Annotated in this window: 15 protein-coding genes; 9 read left to right on the forward strand and 6 right to left on the reverse strand. The window is 50.9% G+C overall.

Translation table 11 applies throughout. The annotated features are described in order from the left end of the window. The first annotated feature begins 187 nt into the window (after window positions 1–187). Together WCX19_RS10430 and WCX19_RS10435 are read left to right on the forward strand one after the other, a co-directional pair. Window positions 188–805: a hypothetical protein gene (locus WCX19_RS10430; protein ID WP_373007843.1), complete on the forward strand. Its 618-nt coding sequence runs from the start codon at window positions 188–190 to the stop codon at window positions 803–805. A 1,132-nt stretch (window positions 806–1,937) separates the two neighbouring features. After that, a complete protein-coding gene (locus tag WCX19_RS10435) occupies window positions 1,938–2,279 on the forward strand; it encodes a hypothetical protein (protein ID WP_373007845.1) in 342 nt (113 codons plus the stop codon). A 156-nt stretch (window positions 2,280–2,435) separates the two neighbouring features. On the opposite strand, the gene WCX19_RS10440 is transcribed toward WCX19_RS10435, so the two are convergent. Together WCX19_RS10440 and WCX19_RS10445 are read right to left on the reverse strand one after the other, a co-directional pair. Further along, window positions 2,436–2,924, reverse strand: coding sequence for a hypothetical protein (locus WCX19_RS10440; protein ID WP_373007847.1), 489 nt, complete (start codon window positions 2,922–2,924; stop codon window positions 2,436–2,438). An 83-nt stretch (window positions 2,925–3,007) separates the two neighbouring features. Next, window positions 3,008–5,095: an acetate--CoA ligase family protein gene (locus WCX19_RS10445; protein WP_373007849.1), complete on the reverse strand. Its 2,088-nt coding sequence runs from the start codon at window positions 5,093–5,095 to the stop codon at window positions 3,008–3,010. Between the two features lie 1,009 nt (window positions 5,096–6,104). Here WCX19_RS10445 and WCX19_RS10450 point away from each other — a divergent pair. Further along, complete coding sequence (locus tag WCX19_RS10450) at window positions 6,105–6,443, forward strand: hypothetical protein (protein WP_373007851.1); 339 nt, start codon at window positions 6,105–6,107, stop codon at window positions 6,441–6,443. After that, a complete protein-coding gene (locus WCX19_RS10455) occupies window positions 6,440–6,859 on the forward strand; it encodes a hypothetical protein (RefSeq protein ID WP_373007853.1) in 420 nt (139 codons plus the stop codon). Before WCX19_RS10450 ends, WCX19_RS10455 begins: the two co-directional genes overlap by 4 nt. Before the next feature lie 743 nt (window positions 6,860–7,602). On the opposite strand, the gene WCX19_RS10460 is transcribed toward WCX19_RS10455, so the two are convergent. Then, the gene (locus WCX19_RS10460) at window positions 7,603–7,767 is read right to left on the reverse strand and encodes a hypothetical protein (protein WP_373007855.1); all 165 of its coding nucleotides are present in this window, start codon (window positions 7,765–7,767) and stop codon (window positions 7,603–7,605) included. 168 nt (window positions 7,768–7,935) lie between these two features. Between WCX19_RS10460 and WCX19_RS10465 the strand changes: the two genes are divergently transcribed. The 5 genes from WCX19_RS10465 (at window position 7,936) to WCX19_RS10485 (ending at window position 16,640) form a co-directional block, all read left to right on the forward strand. Next, window positions 7,936–9,690: a PAS domain S-box protein gene (locus WCX19_RS10465; protein WP_373007857.1), complete on the forward strand. Its 1,755-nt coding sequence runs from the start codon at window positions 7,936–7,938 to the stop codon at window positions 9,688–9,690. A 227-nt stretch (window positions 9,691–9,917) separates the two neighbouring features. After that, entirely contained in the window at window positions 9,918–13,391 is a 3,474-nt protein-coding gene (locus WCX19_RS10470; protein ID WP_373007859.1) for a PAS domain S-box protein, read from the forward strand. Between the two features lie 42 nt (window positions 13,392–13,433). Continuing rightward, the gene (locus tag WCX19_RS10475) at window positions 13,434–13,988 is read left to right on the forward strand and encodes a TATA-box-binding protein (RefSeq protein ID WP_373007861.1); all 555 of its coding nucleotides are present in this window, start codon (window positions 13,434–13,436) and stop codon (window positions 13,986–13,988) included. 281 nt (window positions 13,989–14,269) lie between these two features. Then, window positions 14,270–14,674 carry a Tfx family DNA-binding protein gene (locus tag WCX19_RS10480; protein ID WP_373007863.1) on the forward strand — a complete coding sequence of 135 codons (405 nt, stop codon included), beginning with the start codon at window positions 14,270–14,272 and terminating at the stop codon, window positions 14,672–14,674. Window positions 14,675–15,569: 895 nt separating this feature from the next. After that, window positions 15,570–16,640: a metallophosphoesterase gene (locus tag WCX19_RS10485; protein ID WP_373007865.1), complete on the forward strand. Its 1,071-nt coding sequence runs from the start codon at window positions 15,570–15,572 to the stop codon at window positions 16,638–16,640. A 209-nt stretch (window positions 16,641–16,849) separates the two neighbouring features. Here the strand turns inward: WCX19_RS10485 and WCX19_RS10490 are convergent, their stop codons facing one another. The 3 genes from WCX19_RS10490 to WCX19_RS10500 form a co-directional block, all read right to left on the reverse strand. Then, the gene (locus WCX19_RS10490; RefSeq protein ID WP_373007867.1) at window positions 16,850–17,716 is read right to left on the reverse strand and encodes an alpha/beta fold hydrolase; all 867 of its coding nucleotides are present in this window, start codon (window positions 17,714–17,716) and stop codon (window positions 16,850–16,852) included. Window positions 17,717–18,052: 336 nt separating this feature from the next. After that, window positions 18,053–19,480 (reverse strand): DHA2 family efflux MFS transporter permease subunit, encoded by a 1,428-nt coding sequence (locus tag WCX19_RS10495; RefSeq protein WP_373007869.1) that lies wholly within the window; start codon window positions 19,478–19,480, stop codon window positions 18,053–18,055. A 505-nt stretch (window positions 19,481–19,985) separates the two neighbouring features. Beyond that, a partial coding sequence (locus WCX19_RS10500) for a beta strand repeat-containing protein (protein ID WP_373007871.1) occupies window positions 19,986–22,668 on the reverse strand: 2,683 nt, incomplete at its 5' end.

Here is a 22,668-nt window from a genome sequence, read left to right on the forward strand (position 1 = left end):
AGAGTGCGTTAATAACTGTGATAAGTAGGACTATTATTCATTTCTTAATCGATATTTAAAAGGAGTTTCTGCCCTGATCTCATGATTTCTTTTAAACAAGAACGCCAATAAAATTTTAACACACATAACGATATCAATTGAAAAAAATGGAATGGGTATTATTTTATATCACACCAAAAATTGAATAATGACAAGACTTTTGGCTCCCGGTGGAGGGTACGAAATAATCAATTATCCAACATGTGAAATTAAGGATGATGATAATAATACATCATTTCTTCATATTACACCGGAAGCTTGGCAAAATGCCAATGTGATAATCACGTCAATCCGTCAAAATCGTGGAAAATTTATATCCGGGTGCGTGGATGTTGAAAACTATTTAGGACAGGCCATTTCCTACTTCTTTTTTAAAGAGGATCCAACTAATAGAGAGATGTTACACAATTTTATTCTCGATACAACAGTTTTTTCATTCTCTCAAAAGAGAAAAGTCCTCCAAAGAATTATGGAAACATATCCCGAGAGATTTGAAAGTTTTTCGAATCAATCTCGGCAGGAAATGTTCGATAAAATTAACTATCTCATAAAAACTCGTAATATTTTTGCTCATGGTGAGATGATTATTGACTTTAAAGAGGACAAGGCATATCTTCGATATTATGATTCTATGACTAATCAAAAAGCAGAGATAATTGTTTCTATGGAATTATTTGAAAGTTTAAAGAAAAAAACTGAAGCCGTTATCTCTGACCTGTTAATAATAATACCCGAACCCAGATTTACGGCGATGAGGTTTGGATAACTTCTAATTGATGCAATTGATTCTGTACGAGCCTAGAGACCTATATCGTCGGGAAGATTATTCACCAGTTAAGATCCCAACACAGTCTTCCATTTTAAACAGAGAAAAAAGATACTGGGTGGCACTTTGTCTCGTAACTGTGCGAGCACGCGCCCCCTCCGCCCCCTCGCGCTCGACGGGTGGCACAGCCACACCCGTCTCGCTAGGGGGAACAACCGGGAAACCCACCTCTCTTTTTCGCGGCCAGCTGTTGTTTGATGAAAAAGGACAGCTCAGCAGCTGATAATTTCGTAAAAAGAGTGATCCTGTTGTGGAAGATTTTCGAAAACGTCCGGGTCGGTAGCTGAGAATTGAAAATTTTGAAAAAAATTGAATTGTTGGATGAAAAATCCTGCCCTCCCTAACTGGGGTACAGGGGCATCCGCCCCCCAGTCATCCGATCTGAGTTACACTAATCCGGGCCCGAATTGAGCCCGGATGCACTCTCCTGGGATCCAAACGGGGCCCGTATCGGGCTCCTTTCCAAAACAAGCCAAAATCAGCCGTATTTTCTCAAACGGACGAATTAAAACGGCCTCATAGCGCGGTTTTAAGGCCCAATCCCCGGCCCGGATGGGTGTTTTGTTGATGAAGAAAATGATGGCCGTTACAGGGCCGCCACGGCACGGTAAAACACATTATATGGGACTCAATTTGGGCATATTTTCGCGAATAACGCGTAATACTGGCCCAAATTTACTTCCACTGGAATCGGGCGGTTTTACGGGCGTATTTTTGGGAGGGTATCGAGACAATCTCATTTGCGATTCCCCCCCTCGCGTTGCCCGGAGTCGCTCGGACGCTTCGTCAGACCCTCTGCTTTGGCGAGTGCTAATCCGGGCAACTCCATTGATCCGCCGCGGGGGCGCCCCGTCGGGGGCGGCGGCACTCCTCGCTCGTGGGGGTGTGGGGGCGACAGCCCCCACGATATCCCCACCATGCAATCCGGATCATACGGCTCAAAAATTTTCGAAAAGTTTGGGTCAGGAGCCACCTATTCCGGAAAATGATCGATCAGGCAGCGGAACATTTCAAAAAAATCCGGACACTTTGTTGAACGTTTCAAAAAAATTTCAGGAAGGTTATCGAGATTTTGCAAAAACGTCCGACAACGTTATCGAACTTCCCCAAAAAAGGCCACCAACATTATCGAACTTTTCTAAAATTATCTGGCAACGTTATCGATCTTTTCAAAAAAAGTTTGTTTGAGTTCCCGGCCTTTCCGGAAAAAAAAAGAAGGCACAAAACATACCACTCCATGCCTGATCGACCAAAGGACTTTGCCGGACTTTCTGGAAAATGGCCGGCAAAGTTATCGGACTTTTTGAAAATTGTTCGCAAAAGTCATCGGTCTTTTCAAAAAAAGTCTGGCAATATTATCGATCTTTCCGAAAAAAGTTTGCCAAAGTTCCCGAACTTTCCGGAAGATGTCTGATGAGGTTATCGAACTTTTATAAAAAAGTCCGGCAAGGTTCATGAAGATTAAAAAAAAAGATTAATCTCGCAACTGAAGATTCCAAAAATGTTCAACTCAGCTGCCGAGAATTTTGGAAAATGGATATGTTGGTTTTCCCGGTTTTTCCCGGAACCGTTATCCGGTATTATACGACCGGAACGGCACATACTGGTCGACGATCTTGACCCGGTCACCCTGCGGAGTGATTGCCCAGACGATAGCCCGGTCGTTGTTCTGTGTTGTACCTTGTAACGTGACGGTCTTACCCACATAGAGGGGCTGGTACATTGTACCGGTCTCGACGATCCCATCCGACCGGATGACTTCGAGATCGATTTCGGGAATAAAGTTCAGGCCCTTGCCGCCACGGAAGGTCATGATGATCTGCGGGTCAATAGACTTCCCGTTGCTTGCGACCTGAACATCTGCTTCCCAGATATCAGGCAGATGTTCTGTCGGTCCCGGGGTAACGGATATTGTCGGGAGGGTGGTGGGGAGCGGGGTTGCTGCCGTCGTGGGGATGTGAACCGGAAGGGGCATGATAGATTCCGCTTCCGTGCAGCCTGCAACTGCGAGCAGCAGCGAGAGCAGGAGTGCGAAGCAGAGGATAAGTTTTGAATGCATAGCTGAACGTTTCACCAACCGGTATTTAGGATGGTAGGATGGCAGAAGTATGTTGATGTATCTGGTAGTTTCTGCCATCCCGCTTACGGTGTACGGGGTTTCGGCCGGCACCCGCAGGGAGCATCCGTGTTCCGGCACGTGTACTGGCAGATGTTTCCCACCGCACGGAACGCATCTTCAAGGTCCGGGAAGTTCTGGATGTGTGCCTCCCTTAATATCCGCTGCGGGGTCTTCATGGAATCGCCACCGATCATGCAGCCGACGATCATCTTATGCGTGTGCGTGGAGAACCGGACGATCTCGTTTGCAATCCGGATGGGATCCGCGATCGCGGTCGGGACGGTGATCACAAACGCGATGTCCCAGAGGTCCTGGTGTTGGATCATCACATCGAAAGTCTTTGCGTACCGGTCCGGATGGGAATCGCCCACCATGTCGATGGGGTTTGCCCGGCTCCAGTTTGCAGGGAGCACTGCGTCCAGTTCCCGGGTGAGCTCCTCCGGGAACTCCACAAGCCTGATCCCGAACCGCTCGGCATAATCCGAGGAGAGCACCGCAAACCCGCCGGCGTTTGAGATGACGACGGCTCGGGTGCCATTGGGATACCCTTCGGATGCGAGGAGTTCTGCCGCCTGGAACGCTTCCCGGATCGACCGGACCGGGATCATTCCTGCCTGGCGGAACGCAGCCTGGTAGACCATTTCACTGCCGGCAAGGGAGCCCGTGTGCGACGAGGCCGCTTTCTGCCCGATCTGTGACGAGCCGGATTTCAGCACGATCACGGGTTTTACCGGGGTGATCCGGCTGACGGTCTCCATGAAGCGCCGGCCATTTTTAATCTCCTCGACATACAGGATGATCGCGTTTGTTGCAGGATCGGCAGCGGCCCACCGGATGAAGTCCTCAAAGGTGAGGTCCAGCTGGTTACCCACCGAGATCACGGCGGAAAACCCAATCTCTTCGGGCAGGCTCCAGTCCACGATCGTAGTGACGATCGCCCCGCTCTGGGAGAGAAACGCGATGGAACCGGGCCGGGGGGAGACCGAGTCAAAGGTGGTATTGATCCCCTGTGCCGGGAGCATGAACCCGAGACAGTTGGGGCCCATGATCCGGCACCCGTACTTTTGTGCAGCGGCAAGCACCTGCACTTCGAGCGCTTTTCCGGCCGGCCCGGTCTCACGGAACCCTGACGAGACAATGACGACGAGCGGGCACTTCTTTTTTCCCGCGTCCTCGACGACCGCCGGGACGCCCGGTGCTGGGATCGCGATAACTGCCACATCCACCGGCCCCGGGATGGCGGCAAGCGAGGGGTACGCGGTCTTTCCAAGGATCTCCGGGCTTTTGGGATTGACCGGGTAGAGGGCGCCGGAAAAGCCGAGCATGTTCCGGCAGATCGCGTACCCGATCTTGTCCGGGTCCCTGGATGCGCCGACAACTGCGACCGACCGGATCGTAAACAGGGAATCCGGCAACGCCGGTTCCGGTTCCTCGGTCTGAGCCGGTCCAGCCGCTGTGTCTGTGTAGATCCGTGCATCCACCGCACAGCCGCCTTTGTCATAGAGAATGACCGGGTTGATGTCGAACTCCCGGATCTCCCCATGGTCAAGGAACATACGCACAAGCGCCCCGGTGATTGTTACAAGCGCTGCCTCATCCCGGGGGGCCGCATGCCGGAACCCGGCGATTAAGGGGTATCCCCCGAGGCTGTGGATCATGGTGCGGATCTCGTCATCGCTCGCCGGGAGGATCCGGATCGAAACGTCCCGGATCAGTTCCACGAGCGTGCCGCCCATGCCAATTGTTATGACCTTCCCAAACGATGGGTCGGTTTTCCCCCCGATGATCAGTTCGAGGCCCGGTTTCTGCTCTGCCTCAATGATAATTCCTTTAATCTCTGCTTCGGGGTACGCTGCCCGGACATTTTGCGTGATCGCGGTAAACGCCTTCTCTGCCGCAGCGGCGGACATGATGCCCGTGATGACACCGCCTGCATCACTCTTGTGGACGACCTGCGGTGAGACGATCTTTGCCACCAGCGGGAACCCGATGTCGTCTGCTGCCCGTCCCGCTTCTTCAGCGGTACTGACAATCGCTGACCGGGGCACCGGGATGTTGTAGTGTTTTAACAGTTCATAGCCGTCCGATTCGGAAAGCAGGGTGCGTGACATGGGGATAGGTTGCTCCTGTAGTGATATTGCCGGTGGGGAGTTAATGAGGATTGTGCAAAGATACCCATCAGGATTTTTTTACAGGATTTCATGTGAAAACGGACATGATGCCAAAAGGCCACAAGCATAAAAGGATGAAAATCCAGGGGCATTTTCATATTAAATCTTATAAGAGTTCGCGTGCGGAAAAGACCGTCACCTCTCCTTCTCACGTGCGGGGTATGCAGCCAGCCCCCGGCGGGAAGTCCCCGGCGGTCCGTGACCAAAGAATTTCCTGTTAAATTCCTTTACCCCGCCGTGTCCCCCTGATAAACAGGGAAGACTCCACCGGGGGTTATGCATAGAAGTTTAAAAAAATAAAAAAAATATTTATATATCTTGCAAAGATAGTGTGATTTGGTCCTATGGTATGTCTTTCCGAAGATGGTTTTTCATCATTTTGGCCGTATCCTTACTGTCTGGTGTTTACCTGGCACAAGCCGCCAACCAGTGCGGATGGGAGGAGGGAAAATCATATGATTGTTATGATACGTGTAATAACGAGTATCATATTTCATCCGGGACATGTTATTCACTCTGTTACGATCAATGCAAATATGCCACCAGACCCCCAACCCCCACCCCGTACCCTGCTACAACAACCTCTACGTCACCCACACAATCTTCTGACTCACATCCTGATCCGAGAAATTGTGGGTGGACATTACAACAAGGTAAGGATTGTGTAATTGCCTGTTACCAGCAATACGATAAACCGTTCGAAGAGAATAAAAATTGTGCTGATAGTTGTAGTTATTGTATATCTCCTGTCATCTCACCAGAATCTGCGGGAACTACTGTTCCGACAACAACCGGGACACCTGTTAACTGCCAGGCGCTCTATTCTGCCTGCATTCAATCTACCTGCCCCGGCGTCCAGGGAAATAAAGCCTGTTACGATTCCTGTCAGAAACAAGTCGAAGTGGGACATGGATCTGAGTGCGTCCTTCTGCCCGAAAAAATAAAGTCCATGGGGAACGGGAATATCGGGGAAGTAACCGGTGATGTTCTGCTGACGACAGCCAATGGTCAAAGCAGCGTGCAGCTCAAAGATGGCGATGTGATTCCTGTTGGAAGCAAGGTTATCACAAATAATGGAAATGCAAAGATAACATTTGCCGATGGAACGCCAATTACTCTGCGTCCACACACAACATTTTCCTATGCCAGTGACGGATATAGACTGACTGCCGGGCAAATGAAAAATTTTGCCTTATGCTCACTTGAAAACCTGGCCTCGGGCAGTTTCGCCTGTCCTCCCATTTTTACTCCGGTTGCCCGCTTTACTGTGAGAGGTGGCACATCATGAACACATGCAGAAAAAGTCACATCAAGAAACCACATCTGGTCTGGCTTATCGTCATTATTTTACTTGTTTTTTATTGTGTACCGGTAGTAGAAGCAGCACTGCAACCTGCCAATGGAACTGACTATATCATTGAACATGATCCAGACACGAATATCTCAGTACTATACTTAAATCACGGCCAGATGGTTGTTTCCTCACCCGTCTCCGGTAAGATGATAACCGTGAATGCAGGTCAGAAGGTAACGATTGACAGCAAGGGAATTATTACCGTTGAAACGTTTGCTCCAGCGACATGGAACGATCTCAACCAAAATGTCGAAGCCGATAAGATGCCCACTCAAAAAACAGCGCTGACAACAATTATTCCAATACTGGCTTTGATGTGCTTTATCGGATTTCAAATGCGAAAAAAATGAGTGAAGATTTTATTTTGATCCCAGACATTTTTACCATTTTCACAAGTCAACTATTGTGGTGGTCATGAAACGGACATGATACCAAAAGGCCACAAGCATAACAGGATAAAAATCCCGAGGCAGTTTCATATAAAATTTTCATAACTTCAGATAACAGAGCAGGCAAATGAAAATTCGAGTTTGGAGTGCAAAATTTTTCATTGCTTTGGTGCGAAGTCTTTGACTTCCTGCATTTTTTTAAAGAAGTCCATGCCGGTTATCGATCTCCGGTTCCGGGAAAAATCCTGTTTTTATTGCAGTTGCATGGGGGTATGCCGTCATCAGTTCCCAAAAAAACGCCCGTAAAACAGTCCGATTTGATCTGGCCAAAAACAAGGCTCATATTGTGCCCTGTTTGCCAAAATAACTCCAAATTGAGCCCCATATAATGCGTTTTACCGTGCCGTGGCGGCCCTGTAACGGCCATCATTTCCATCATCAACGAAAAACCCATCCGGGCCGGGGATCGCGCCTTAAAACCGCGCTATGAGGCCGGTTTAATTCGTCCGTTTGGGAAAATACGGCTGATTTGAGGGTCTTTTAAAACCGGGCCCGATATGGGCTTCTTTTGGGATGGGAGGAGGGCAATCGGGGCTCATATTGAGCCCGGATTTGACCCGGTATGAAAACCCGGTATGTCGTGACCGATACCCGGCGGTTCCGGGAGGAACCGTCGTAGTATGTGCGGCCATCGACACAGGATTTTACCCGACACTTCCTGAACCGGGTATAGCCCGGAGATCCGGCATAGCCCGGAGATCAGGTAAACTGTTGACCGGTGATGCAGGTATCTCCTGAACCGGGCATAGCCTGGAGATCCGACATAGCCAGACGATCAGGTATACCGTTGACACCGGTGATGCTTGCATGCCCCCGGGATTTCCCGGACATTTGCCACGGGATAAATTGTCGGGGACTACCCTTAACGTACCAGCAGTCGTATCGTATGTCCTTATAACCGTTTAGAGCAAAATAGCGAATAAAGAAATACGTTGCCGTATAAAACATGCCAGCCCGAAAGGAGTTAAACATCAATCATGTGGCAGGTTTCCCCTAAAAACCAGATCGTATACGATATCTGCATTATTGCAAGTACCATTGTTGCAACAATAGTCACGTACTTTTGTCTCAAGAACGGGATCCAGGACATATTCCCGTACTTGTATCTCATTCCAATCGTGCTCATTGCATATTCCCGCCCGAAGTTCGGCATCTACGGGACAATCCTCATTGGCTGGTTATATTTCACGCTTGTCTATTTTTGGCAAATGCCGGATTCAAATCTTTTTACACGAGCCACCATCAGGTTCTATGTCTTTGTCTCTATCGGTATTCTCATATCCCTCTATTCTCAGGAATACCAGAAGGTGGGGGAGAGAAACTTCTCGATGTATTATCATTCCCAGGCGGGAACGTTCATTGTTAATAACAAAACCCTGAAAATAACGGATGCCAACCGGAAGTTCGCGCAGATGATATGTTACGAACAAAGCGATCTGGTTAAAAAAAACCTTGCTGATATCCTTACGGATCCTGCGGAGCGGGAATTATTCCTCTCAAAAATTTCCGACGGTTCCCGGGTGGAGGACCGGGAATTACGCCTGTCCGCACAGGATGGAACCGTGCGATGGGTAATTGTCTCTGCCTCATTAACACAAGGCGGGGAAATTATCTGTACGGCGGTGGATATCACCGAACGCAAACGGGCGGAAGATGCGTTGCAGCTGGCAAACAAGCAGTACGATACCATCGTCTCCAATATCCCCGTGGGCATTTACACCCTGCGAAGTACACCGGAGGGATCCTACTCGTTTGACTACGTCAGCCCCAAACTCGTGGAAATGTTCAACGTAAGTTCAATAAGTTTTCTGGCAGATCCCATGTTAGGGCTCAGGCCGATACACCCCGATGATCTAAATGCCCTTTTAACATTAAACCGGGAAACATTTGCGCATGAACGATCTCCACAACCGCATTCATTTGAATGGAACGGCCGGGTTATCACCGGGGGGGCGACAAGGTGGATCCATATCGAGTCCTTACCTGTACCGCAGGAAAATGGAGATGTCTTATGGGATGGCATCGTCACCGATATCACCGAGCGCAAACGGGCGGAAGATGCATTGCAGCAGGCAAACAAGCAGTTAAACCTCCTGTCCAGTATCACCCGGCACGACATCCTCAACCAGTTGATGGCGCTCAAAGGGTACCTGTATCTCTCAACTGAGGTAATCGACAAGCCCACGGTACTTTCCGGGTATATCCAGAAAGAGACGGCGGCGGTTGATACGATCGAACGCCAGATCACGTTCACACAATATTACCAGGAACTGGGTGTAGTAGCGCCCGAATGGCAGAACGTGAACGCGAGTATAAGAAAAGCAGTCGCCGGGCTGCCAATGCGGGACATCCATATCGAAGTTGATCCGAAAAATCCCGAGGTTTTCGCTGACCGGCTCTTTGAGAAAGTCTTCTACAACCTGATTGACAACGCCCTGCGCTATGGAGGCGACCAGATGAAGACGATCCGGGTCTTTTCACAGGAGAGCGACCGAGGACTCCGGATTGTCTGTGAGGATGACGGCGTGGGGATCACCGATGAAGATAAAAAACACCTTTTCACCCGGGGTTTCGGGAAGAACACCGGTTTTGGTTTGTTCCTCTCACAGGAGATTCTCTCGATCACCGGCATCACGATTGCTGAGACCGGTATACCCGGCAAAGGGGCGAGATTTGAGATCACGGTGCCAAAAGGGGCGTACCGGTTCGCCGATATAATCACAAAATCCTAAAAAAGGAAGCGGCGGATACCCGGGTTTTACCTCTCTTATGTATCCCGGCCATAAGAGTAAACCGGGGCACGCGGACAAATGAGCATGTCCTGATACCTGCGTGGCTGGTGACCGGTTTTTGGCCTCATCCGGACGTTCCCAACCATCCCTGTCAGGAAGTGCCAAAACATATAATTTATTAACCGCCTATACCGCAATAATCCCTTACACTACACGGGTGTCGTATCATGTATACCCTCCTTTATGTCGATGACGAACCCGGCCTGCTTGAGATCGGCAAACTTTTTTTAGAGCAGAGCGGGCAGTTTCGCGTTGACACCATCACCTCCGCCCCGGCTGCACTCGCCCTCTTACATTCAAAGACCTACGATGCCATTGTCTCTGATTACCAGATGCCGGAGATGGATGGTATCGAATTTTTAAAGAAGGTAAGATCATCAGGAAATCTGATCCCGTTTATCCTCTTTACCGGGCGGGGACGTGAGGAAGTCGTTATCCAGGCCTTAAATGAAGGTGCCGACTTCTATCTCCAGAAAGGCGGGGAGCCCAAAAGCCAGTTTGCCGAGCTTTCGCATCAGATCCGCCAGTCAGTCCAGCAGAGAAAGGCGGAACTTCGTATCAGGGATCTTACGCGGAGAGAGGCTGATATCATCAACTTCCTGCCGGATGCAACGCTGGCTATTGACACCCGGGGTATGGTGATCGCATGGAACCATGCGATGGAGAGGATGACTGGTATCCGGGCAGATCAGATTCTTGGAAAGGGCAACTATGAATATGCCCTTCCCTTTTACCATGAGCGCCGTCCCATCCTCATCGATCTTGTCCTCCCTGATGCCCCTCTGACCCAGGTAAAATACCAGAATGTAATCCGGGACCAGAAGAACCTCACCGCCGAGGTCACGATCCCCCACTTCAATAACGGGAAAGGGGCCTCGCTCTGGTTTGTGGCCTCCCCCCTCTATGATACCCGGGGTACGATTATCGGTGCAATTGAGTCGATCCGGGAAATCACTGCCCGCAAACGGGTGGAAGAAGAACTCCGTGCCGCCCACGAACACCTCACGGCTTCGGAAGAAGAGCTGCGCAGTCAGTATAATAAGCTTGCCCGGAGCGAAGGCCAGATCCGGGAGAGCGAAGAGCGGTACCGGAATGTTGTCGAAGACCAGACCGAGTTCATCTCCCGGTTCTTACCGGATGGCACCCATGTCTTTGTCAATGAAGCCTATTGCCGGTATTTCGGCCTGAAACGCGACGAGATCCTCGGACACCGGTTCCGGCCAAAGATCCCTGCCGACGACCGGGAGCGCCTGGACCGGTTCTTTACAACCTTAACCCCGGACCACCCGGTCGATAGCATCGAACACCGGATCATCATGCCGGACGGTACCATCCGGTGGCAGCGGTGGAGCGACCGTGCGATCTTCGATCCTTCTGGAACTATTACTGAACACCAGTCGGTAGGCCGGGATATTACCGAGGAAAAAGCAACCGAAGCAGTTTTGGAGGAGAGCGAAAAACGCCTGAATTCCATCTATAATACTGTCGGAGACAGCATCTTTCAACTGGCTGTCGAACCCTGTGAGCAGTACCGCTTCACTTCCGTCAACTCAGCCTTTAGTAAACTCACGGGATTGTCGTATGACCAGGTGATCGGCAGGATGGTAAACGAGATCATCCCCGGGTCGTCGCTCGACCTGGACCTGGGGAAATTCCGGCAGGCTATTAAAGAAAAGACCATCGTTCGTTGGGAGGAAACCTATCATTATTCATCCGGGCAGATTTTCGGAGAAGTCAGTGTCGCGCCCATCTTTGATGCGGCAGGTTCCTGTACATACCTGATCGGATCCGTGCATGACATCTCCGGGCGCAAGCAGGCAGAGGAGGCCTTAAGTGAGAGTAACGAAAAGTTCCAGACACTCTACACCCATATGACGGAAGGTGTAGCCCTCCACGAGCTTGTGTATAACGACGCGGGTGTCTTGGAGGATTATATCATCATTGAGACAAACCCGGCATTCGAGAAACTCCTTGGCATCTCCCGGGATGCAGTTCTCGGGAAGACGAGCAGGGAAGCATATGGTGTAACCGAGCCCCCCTACCTTGAAATATATGCCCGTGTCTCCCTGACCGGAACACCGGAGGTTTTTGAAACCTACTTTTCCCCCATGGACAAATATTTTTTAATATCTGCGTACTGTACGTCCAAAGGCCGGTTTGCCACAATCTTTGAAGATATTACCGTTCGCAAACGGGCAGATGAAGAGCTGCTGCGAAACGAGGCACTGTACCGGTCCATCATCACCGCCATTCCGGATGGTATCGCAATAACGGATGTTTCCGGGGTAGTCAGCCTGGTCTCTCCTGCCATGCTAAAAATTTTTGGCGTTGAAAAAAAGGAGGAGGTTGTAGGTAAGCCCGTCGATATGTTCCTTGTCCCGGAGGATCGTGAGCGTGCACGGGCTAATATCGCGCTGATGCAACAGGGAGTTTTTACCGGGCCGGGTGAATACCGTGCACTGCGTGCCGGTAAAACGATGTTGGATATTGAGGCAAACGCTGAGTTTGTGAAAGACGAAAAAGGGGATCCCACCGGGCTCGTATTCGTCGTCCGTGACCTCACCGGGCGCAAGCGGGTGGAAGCGGCGTTGAAAGAGAGCAAGGAGCGGTACAGGGATCTCATCGAAACAACCAGTGACTGGATATGGGAGATCGACAAAAACGGCAAATATACCTATGTCAGTCCAAAGATCCGGGATATACTGGGATATAAACCAGAGGAGGTCATCGGCAAAACACCCTTTGACCTGATGATTCCGGGAGAATCTGAAAAAGTTGCTGGTATTTTCAATAAGTACGTCATTACCCAAAAGCCATTTTCCGGACTGGAAAACATAAACCTCCACAAAGACGGCCGGCACGTGGTTTTTGAAACAAGCGGCATTCCGTTCTTCGATGACGGGCATGCTCTTCTGGGTTTCCGGGGAATCGACCGGGACATCACCAACCGAAAACAGGCCGATGAGGCACTCCGCCAGGCAAACAAGAAACTTAACCTGCTGTCCAGCATTACGCGGCACGACATAAACAACCTGTTAACCATGCTGCAGGGCTACCTTTTCCTGATGGATATGAAGCGGTCCGATCCCAAATTCCCGGAGTATTTCGAGAAGGCCCGGACCGTTGCAGAGCGCATCGCTGTCACTATCCGGTTTACCAAAGAATATGAATCGATCGGTGTAAAAGCCCCTCTCTGGCAGGATTGCCTCACACTTATTGACCGTGCGGCACAGCAGGTTACTTCCGGGAAGGTCAAGGTGATAAACGATCTTCCTGCCGGGACAGAGATGTTTTGTGACCCCCTGGTTGAGAAGGTCTTCTACAACCTGATCGATAATGCAATCCGGTATGGGGGCACAAAGATGACAAAAATCCGGTTCTTCTCAAAGGAGACGGATGACGGGCTCATCCTTGCCTGTGAGGATGACGGGGCCGGGGTCAGCGTGGAGGACAAAAAACATCTCTTTGAGAAGGGATTTGGGAAAAATACCGGTCTTGGGCTGTTTCTCTCCCGCGAGATCCTCTCGATCACCGGCATCACGATTACTGAGACCGGTATACCGGGCAAAGGGGCGAGGTTTGAGATCACGGTGCCAAAAGGGGCGTACCGGTTTTCCGATATACCCGTAAAACGGACATGATGCAATAGTCTTATGGTTAAGAGAAAGTCATAGAGATCTAAGATGACGGATAAAAAATACGAATCATTGAAGATTGAGAATATCGTTGCATCCGGTGTCATTGCAGAGGCCCTTGATCTTGCACTGGTGTCGAGTAAGGTCAGGAACTGCGAACTCAATACGAAACGGTTTCCCGGTGCGGTCTATCACATTGAGACTCCCAAGATGGCGTCCCTGATCTTTTCGTCGGGCAAGATCGTGCTCACCGGCAGCCATACCACGAAGGCGCTTGCCGATGGACTTGCTTTTATCCTGAAATCGTTAAATGAAGCGGGTTTTGAGACGTTCAAAGAGCCTAAAGTTGTGGTCAATAATATGGTCTGTTCTTACGATCTCGGTAAATATATCAACCTCAACAAGATTGTCGTTACGCTCAATGTCGAAAATATAGAGTATGAACCCGAACAGTTCCCCGGGCTTGTCTACCGGATCAAAGATCCCAAAATGGTTGCTCTTATCTTTTCTTCAGGAAAGATTATTCTCACGGGCGGCAGAAATCTCAACGATATCAAACTGGGGCTTGCCGTTCTCGAACAGAAGCTCGCAAGCGTCCTGTAAAAAAAGATGAGAATTTTTAATTAACCGGCAGAAATGCAAGGATTCACAAAAATATCCCCGATGGAAAAATAAATCGCAGATTCTACAAAAAGAGGGTTTAAAAAAATCACCGGTGATTTATTTCTCTCGCACCGGGTTAAACACGTCCCGGCAGATCCGATCGCTGCGGTTGTTTTTTTAGCCGGGCCCTTTTCTTGTTCTCCCTTAAATTCCCGTCACGGTATTGGAACCGTACATTTAATAATTGTTAATTCAATATAGTTATATTACAGTGAAAATTAATGAAATCTACTTTGCTTACGAACCGGCAAAAAGAGGTATTGAGATACCGAAAGAGTGGGATGACCCAGCAGCAGGTAGCGGATCTTATCCATACTTCAAAAACAAACGTCTGGACGATAGAGAAATCTGCAATCGAGAATGTACAGCGTGCAAAAGAAACCCTGTATTATTTCCATACGCTCAATGCACGCCACCTCTGTACCCTGACGGCGGGATCCGATCTTTTTGATTCGGCCCCCCTAATTTTCAGGGAAGCGAGGAAGATCGGGATAATCATGACCATCGATTCGATGGATCTGATCAACCGGCTGCGTACCGAGATCCCGAAAGGTGTCCATGGCCGGTTCATCAAGCGGGATATCAGGGTGTTTTTGGGAATCGACGGGACACTTGAGTTTGGATAACCGGTCTCCTCCGGTTACGTGATCCTTGTGCTTTGTTTCATCTAGGTTCTTCTTCCGGGCGGGCGTCAGCATCTCTTTTTCTTGCCGGCGCTCTTCTGGGTCTTTGACCGTTGTGGTCATGGAACTCTCTCATTTGCCGGTGTCAGTACTTCTCTATTTTCAAGTTAAATGAACAACCACCAAAAATTCGTATAAGCCAGATCTGGAACCGGAAGTATCCTTTTTTAACAGCCACCCCCCCTACCCCCGGGCCACAAGAGGGGGGTAGGGGTATCATGCTTTTAAAAAATTGGTCGGGGTGTGTTGGGGCCTCTCCTTTTTGGGAGCGGGTACCCCCAAGGGACCGGGAATCACTTCGGCAAGTCCTATTAAAAAATTCTGAGATTTGCATAGGAGAATTTAGAGAAGTACTGGGATCTAATAAATCAGGACCGGTCATGCGAGTCTACCGGCGCGAAAAAAAGAAAGGGTCTGATGTATGGGAGGATGACGGATTATTTCTGGACCGGGGCGGACGGGGTATTCATTCCGGCCCCTGCTTTTGCATGGTCCTTCTTGTACTCGACCTTGTGGGACACATGTACTAATGCTTTCACACCTCTTGTCCGGGGGGTGGTTTCCTGTATTTTTGTGCCGGTTATCTTTGTATCGTGTGTTGGTAGATTTGTCAAAATTGTTCAACTCCTTTCATGACGCTAAAAGCTGATATGATGATTGTGCCCGGGCTTTTTAGGAAAATAGTCCTGAATAACCCGTTGTTTGTTATTTCATACCAGACAAGGTGAATACATGGTTCGCGAATATAGAGACCTTCCTGTTGTTTACAAAAAATATGAGGTTTGTTTTTTTAAAATCCTCCCCAGCCTTTTTCACATCAGAACAGAAGTACACCTCTATGCGATTTCTTAATCTGACGCTCTTTTTGATCCTGATAATTGCCGTAAGCGTGTGCGGATGCACAACCCCGTCTCCGGCACCGGCTCACATGAGCCCGCAAACAGCAGGACCCACGACTCCTGTTGGATCTACCCCCTGGAAATTCGTGGTATTCGCGGACTCTCCCGATCCCGCTGCGAATACCACAACGGGTGTAAGCCCGGAACTGATCCCGATTGCAACGGCGATTGCCGCAGAAAAGCCGGACCTGACCCTGTACATGGGGGATCTGGTCAACGGGTGGGAATTAACAAATGCATCGCCGATGGCCGGCAATTACACCGGCCAGTTGGGAAACTGGATGGCAGACGTTGATCCCATTCATAATTATACCACGGGTACCGGTATCCCGATTTATGTTGTCCGGGGTAACCACGAGGATGGACTCACCCAGACCGTAGCTCCCCTGCTCAACGCCTACCGGGCCACGGCGGCATCAGGTATGCCGGCAAATGGCCCGCCCGGAGAAGAGAAACTGACGTATTCCTTCACCTACAAGGGTGCAAAATTTATCGGCATCGACAATTACATCGCACACGATGGTCTTAAGGAGACCGTGAACCAGAGCTGGATGGATGAACAGCTTACCAAGGACACCCGGCCGTTCATGTTCGTCTTCGGGCATTCTCCCGCATACGTGGTGGTAAATGATACGGATGATGAGGATTTCGCCCTCGCCACTCATCCACCGCAGCGCGATATATTCTGGGAGAGCATGGTAAAGACCAATGTCTCGGCTTATTTCTGCGGGCACGCCCACCTTTATGCGAGGAGCGAATCCCGGAACGTCCAGCAGATCGTCAGCGGGAACGCCGGGGCACACATGATAGCGTTTGATCCTGCGGATATCGATCCTGCACTTACCCTGGAATACCCGGTTAAGGCAATCGCACTCAAAAGTCAGAGAGTTGGCTACCTCGTCATCACGGTCCACGAAGACACCGGGACGTTTGACGGGATCCAGAAGACACTCAACCCGGTGACCAACGTATGGGAAACCGGGGATACCTTCTCCCTTAAAGCCCGGTGAAACAGCCGGGATCTCCTGACCGGGGGAACTCATCTCCCGATATCAGGGACCCGCACATAATCCGGCTCATGTTCCCATCAGATTTACGCTTTTTTATTAGGTTTTGGTCCCGCATCAATACGTTTCGATAGTAACCTGTTTCAACGGGTGTGGATACGTTAGATCGGCCTGATCTTTTTTTAGACAATGATCCCGTGGGAAAAATAAAATTATCCGCCATAAGGCGGCGATTCATTATTGCCGAGAAACGCGAGTGCGTTCTTTCCGTACTCTACGGGTGCATAATGGGACCCGACATGCGGGAGGTCTTTATACCGCACGAGCCACGATCCTTTGATCTGCCCGGCTATCTGGACCGTAACCGGTTCAGGAGTCATTACATCTGCGGTACCCACAACGAGCATGACATCCTTATGGATACCGGAAAGACCGTCATAAGACCCGTTCCAAGCAAGGTTTGCCTGTGCCTCCCTGTGGACACCTCGAGGCTTGGCGGGATCGACAGCACTCGCATTAATGCTGTCGAAGAGTAGTTTTGTCTGGGGAATCCGGATACTGTATGTCACAGAATCCAGGATCAGTTTTCGCACGCGTTCAGGGTGATCGATAACCAGCTGCTGGGAGACCGAGGACCCCATGGAGACACCGTATACGTGCATACTGTCATAGCCAAGGGCAGGCATCAGCAAAGCAGCATCATCTGCGTACAAGGAAATGGAAGGTGTCGCGTTGTTGTCACTGCTGTATCCCATCCCCCGGTGGTCGTAGGTATAGACGTGGTATTTCGAGGCAAGGATACCAATGAAGGTGGCGTTCCACTCACTATCGATAGTAGCACCGAATCCCTCCAGCATCAGGAGCGGTTCACCGGATCCGAATTCCCGGTATCCAAGGGTTACCCCGTTAACCTTTGCATACTGGATGGGGGTTGCGTTGATCGATACCGCCGGGTAGTGCTGGAGGGTTGGCTGAACCTGTGGCTGGGCAAAGGTACCGGAAGTACCCGTACATCCCGCCGTTGCGAGAAGGCTGATGATGATGACGATGGCAAGCGCGGAAAACCGTTTCCTGTTCATATAAAAAATCCTCTAATCCACTAATCATTACTTACCTTTGATAAACTCAGTGCTTTACTCATTTTTTTAGCCGCAGTTCTGGAAAGAGCGTAAGATCATTATAGGTGACAGAAAAGTTCGGGAAGAGCGGCGACTCACCTGTAGCGGGACACTGGGTGTAAAGGTACCGGTTAAAACAGTCTTTTTTTATTCCGAAAAAACCGGAATGTGTCGGTGAATTTTTTTTAACTACTTTCAAGAATTACTCAACGCGGGGGTTGGTGTACCTCCCGGTTCTTCAGCCGGAGCCCGGTCGCTTTCCCGGCATGGATCCTTTTTACCTGGTCGCGATATTTTTTACCGTGTTCCGGGATTATCCTTTGCAATTGCCGACAGGATAACCGCGAGAATAACGATACCTGCCGCCGCCAGTACTGCAACATCAAATCCTTCCACAAGAATTCCCATGGGGATATCTGCAGCGGGGGTCTTCGGATCGAATCCCGTGTTGTGAACAACGGAAAAGATGGCAATGGTTCCCATCAGGGCAATCCCCACCGTCTCGCCGACATTTTTCATCGTGGTCATGATGCTTGAACCGGCACCTTCCTCGTCTTTTTTGCTCTGGCCGAGAATCTGGTTCATGTTGGGCGGGAAGAAGACACCAAGGGCAACTCCCACGCAGAGCAGGGTAAGCACGATATAGAGAATGCTCGTGTTCTGCGTATACATGCTGATCAGGAAGTACGTCACGACGGCAAAGAGCGCCGATATTGTGGCAAGCCCCCGGGAGCCGAACCTGTCGGAGAGTGCACCGGAAAGAGGACCAAAGATCATGAGAGCAACGGCCGGGATAGCAAGGAGGAGTCCGGCGAAACCGGCCTCGTAGCCAAGCACCCCTTCAAAGAAGAAGGGGAGCAGGAACTCAATGCCGGAAAATGCGAGCATCATGATTGCGGCTGCGAGAGTGGCAGCGAGGAAATTTTTGTTCCGGAACAACCCGAAGTCACAGAGCGGATCCTGGCACCGGGTCTCCCGGATGATAAAGAGGATCCAGAGCACGGCGGAGATGCCAAAACTCCCGAGGATTGCAGGGGAGGTCCAGCCGAGTGTCAGCCCCTCGTTAACCGGCCAGAGGAATGATGCGAGGGCAAAGAAGAAGAGAATGGCCCCGTAATAATCGAACAGCCCGGGTTTTTTTGTCACATTGTCTGCGGGAATGCATTTCATGCCCATGATTATTGCACAAATCCCGATGGGGACATTGATGAGGAAGATCCATTGCCAGCTCACGTACTGGGTGAGGAGCCCCCCAATGATCGGGCCTGCGGCAATCCCGAGGGAGACTACCGTTGCAAGGATACCAAGGGCCTTGCCCCGCATCTCTTTTGGGAGATAGATGACCACCATGGCCGGACCGATGGCTTCGAGCGCGGCGGCACCGATACCCTGGATGAGCCGGAACCCGATAAGGGCTTCAATGCTAAAGGCGAAGCCGCAGAGGAACGATCCCAGGGTGAACACGGTAAACCCCAAAAGGAAGATCTTCCGGAATCCTTTCATGTCGCCGAGTCTCCCGAAGACCAGGAGGAATCCGCTCAGGACGAGGAGGTAACTCATGGCCACCCAGGAGACCGTGTTGATGGGAACCCGGAATGATTCGGCGATGGCCGGGAGGGAGATATTGACGATGGTTGCGTCGAGTGACCCCATGAATGAGGAGAGTGCGAGAATAAAGAGGACAAGTTTCTGTTCCCTTCCGGTAAGGCGCTCGCGTAGTTCCATAGAGTTTTTTCTTAGGTTCCATCGTAATATGGATTTTGCTTTGTATCCTCTATTTGGACCGTCTCATGGATCACCCGGGGAATCAATGCCAGTCCCGGGGGGGAGGTATCCTGAAAAAAAGGCTCTGTAAAAAAATCTCTGTAAAAACCCTCTGAAATAAACCTGCGTTCACCGAAGGAAAATAGTGACCAAAAGATCTAAGGTTCAGTGTTTCATTAAACGAGGTATCACGATCCGATCCCCCGCTTTTGGTTCAGTCACGTCTAAGTATCCCCTCTCCCAATCCAGATTCACCCGAAAGGCGCCCGAGGGTGGAGTAAAAAAACATGAGTGACTTCGTTTTTGTGCAACGAAACCAAGCGTGAGGTTCGGAAACTGACGAACCCGATCGCGGATGTGACAAAATTTGATACTATCGTCCAGTCTGTGATCACCGCGAACTCTCTCGGAAGCACCGGTACATGCTTTTGCCCCCGCTTGTATGAGGCATCCTCTCGAAAAAAGATTAATTCCCGTTCTTCCGGAACAGGAAGATCGCGCCGCACAGGCCGAGCGCACCGAGAACGGGTACCGCATCGAGCCCGGACCGGGGTGTATTCGTTGGAAGCGGCGGTATAGTGGACGTGGTGGAACCTGCACCCGATACCGTAACAACGGTCTGCTTCACCGTGGGCAGCGGTATTGGATTGGATGTTGCCGGGGTGAGAGTCGGACCGGTATAACCCGGGTCCCCGCTGGAATCATATCCCCCGACAGCCTGGCGATGAGCCCTTGTTGGTGTCGGCGTAGGTGTTGGTGTGGGACTTGTTGTCACTCCCACAAGACCATAGATGGATAACCCGTTTGAATATGCGGTGAAGTAATCGGTTGTGCCGTCGCCACCGGCATACGTTGTGGTCAGGACTTCCGCTGAGCCGCTTTCAGGCAGGTGCAGGATTCGGATCGCTCCCGTACCACCATTCGCTGTTACCCATGAATGGCTTGCACTCAGGTTAATAAAAATTGAATTTGTTTGAGTCTTATTGGCATTAAACGGGGCCGCACCGGTAATCTCAACGGTATACCCGATGACATTCAGGGTGGCACCCTGTCCCTGCACTGCCTGCTGGAACCGGGAAGTAACCGAGTTATTGGCGCCAGGAACAAAGGCCTCGCCGAACGTGGCTCCCTGCGTCAGGGTCTTCTGGTTAAGGACAAACTGAGACCGGGCAGTTCCAACACCGGTGAATATATGGGTGTTCGGAGGGGTTGTCATCACAACGAGAGTTATTGAATCGCCACGGATATACCGGGTGTCGTTGGTGATGTTACTTCCGGTCAGAATAATATCCTCCCAGCCAGCCGGCCGATAGTCAATTCGGGTAGAAGATATGTCTATAACGGATCCTCCCGCATTCACGACGTCGGTAATGTTGAACAGCCAACTATTATTTCGAACGTCAGTGTTGTGAACCCCCAAAAAAATCGTGTCGCTCTGATGTACAGGTGTTGAAACCGTGATATTCTTCACCGCTGTGTACGGTGAACTGCTGCCGGCACTGTTTGTCACGATAAGGGTTACATTGTAGACCCCGGGATTCGTATACGTGTGGTTCGGGTTCTGGCTGGCTGAGGTTTTGCTGTCACCAAAGTTCCAGTTCCAGCTGGTCGGATAGTTGGTCGAACGGTCAATGAATGTAACGGTTAACGGAGATGCACCGGATGTCGGGGTTCCACCGAAGTTTGCGACCGGGGGCTCTATACTGGACAGGTAAGTGAATATCCCCGGGCCGGTTACCGGGCCGCCGGGTGTGGTGACGACAATATCAACCGCCCCGGCTGTGTGGGCAGGAGTGGTTGCCGTCACCGCTGTATCATTGACCACCGTTACATTGGTTGCCGGTACTCCGCCAAGGGTAACTGCTTTCGTTCCGGTAAAGATTGTTCCGGTGATGGTAACGAATGTACCGCCGGCAGTTGTGCCGGATGCCGGAGTTACTATCAGAGTGGGTGTCGGACCCGGCACGGCGTTCGTAACGGCCTTGTTGTTGAAGGTGGCAAGGATGCCGCCATCGGTGGATGTTACGGTACCTGCCGTGTAGTTGACGGTGACCTTGTTACCATACGCGATGGTGGAGCCGGCAGTTGTCAGGTCGATGACCGTGGGGTTACTGCCGGGAGCTGCCGCACTGAATGGCTGGGCAGTTCCACCGTTAACTGAGTAGGAGAAATTACGTGCGTCGCCAGAGGGACTGTTCATCGCCTTGTTAAAGGTGATGCTGATAGCGGTACCGGCAGTGTTGGTTGTGGCAGAAACAAAGGTCGGTGCGGTTGGTGTCGGACCCGGCACGGCGTTCGTGACGGCCTTGTTGTTGAAGGTGGCAAGAATACCGCCATCGGTGGATGTTACGGTACCTGCTGTATAATTGACGGTGACAACATTACCGTACGCGATGGTGGAGCCGGCAGTTGTCAGGTCGATGACCGTGGGGTTACTGCCGGGAGCTGCCGCACTAAATGGCTGGGCAGTTCCACCGTTAACTGAGTAGGAGAAATTACGTGCATCGCCAGTGGGACTGTTCATCGCTTTGCTAAAGGTGATGCTGATAGCGGTACCGGCAGTGTTGGTTGTGGCAGAAACAAAGGTCGGTGCGGTTGGTGTCGGACCCGGCACGGCGTTCGTAACGGCCTTGTTGTTGAAGGTGGCAAGGATACCGCCATCGGTGGATGTTACAGTGCCTGCTGTATAATTGACGGTGACAACATTACCGTACGCGATGGTGGAGCCGGCAGTTGTCAGGTCGATGACTGTGGGGTTACTGCCGGGAGCTGCCGCACTGAATGGCTGGGGAATTCCGCCGTTAACCGAATAGGTAAACTGATTTTGGTTTCCTGTTGGATTGGACATCGCCTTGTTAAAGGTGATGCTGATAGCGGTACCGGCAGTGTTGGTTGTGGCAGAAACAAAGGTCGGTGCGGTTGGTGTTGGAGGTGGGGTCGGTGTTGGCGAGGTCGTGGGTGGTGCTGCGTTTACCGTGAACGTTACTGATGAATTGGACCCCTCCTGTCCGTCCGGGTTTATGACGGTTACGTTCCAGATCCCGGCGGCAGCCCCGGATATCGGGAGCGATACACCGGTTATCGATGTTGTCGATGCCGGGGTGAGACCGGTTACGGTCAGGTTAGCCTGGCCTGCCCGGGTCAGGTTA

It is taken from the genome of Methanoregula sp., from assembly GCF_041663825.1.
Lineage (GTDB): Archaea > Halobacteriota > Methanomicrobia > Methanomicrobiales > Methanospirillaceae > Methanoregula.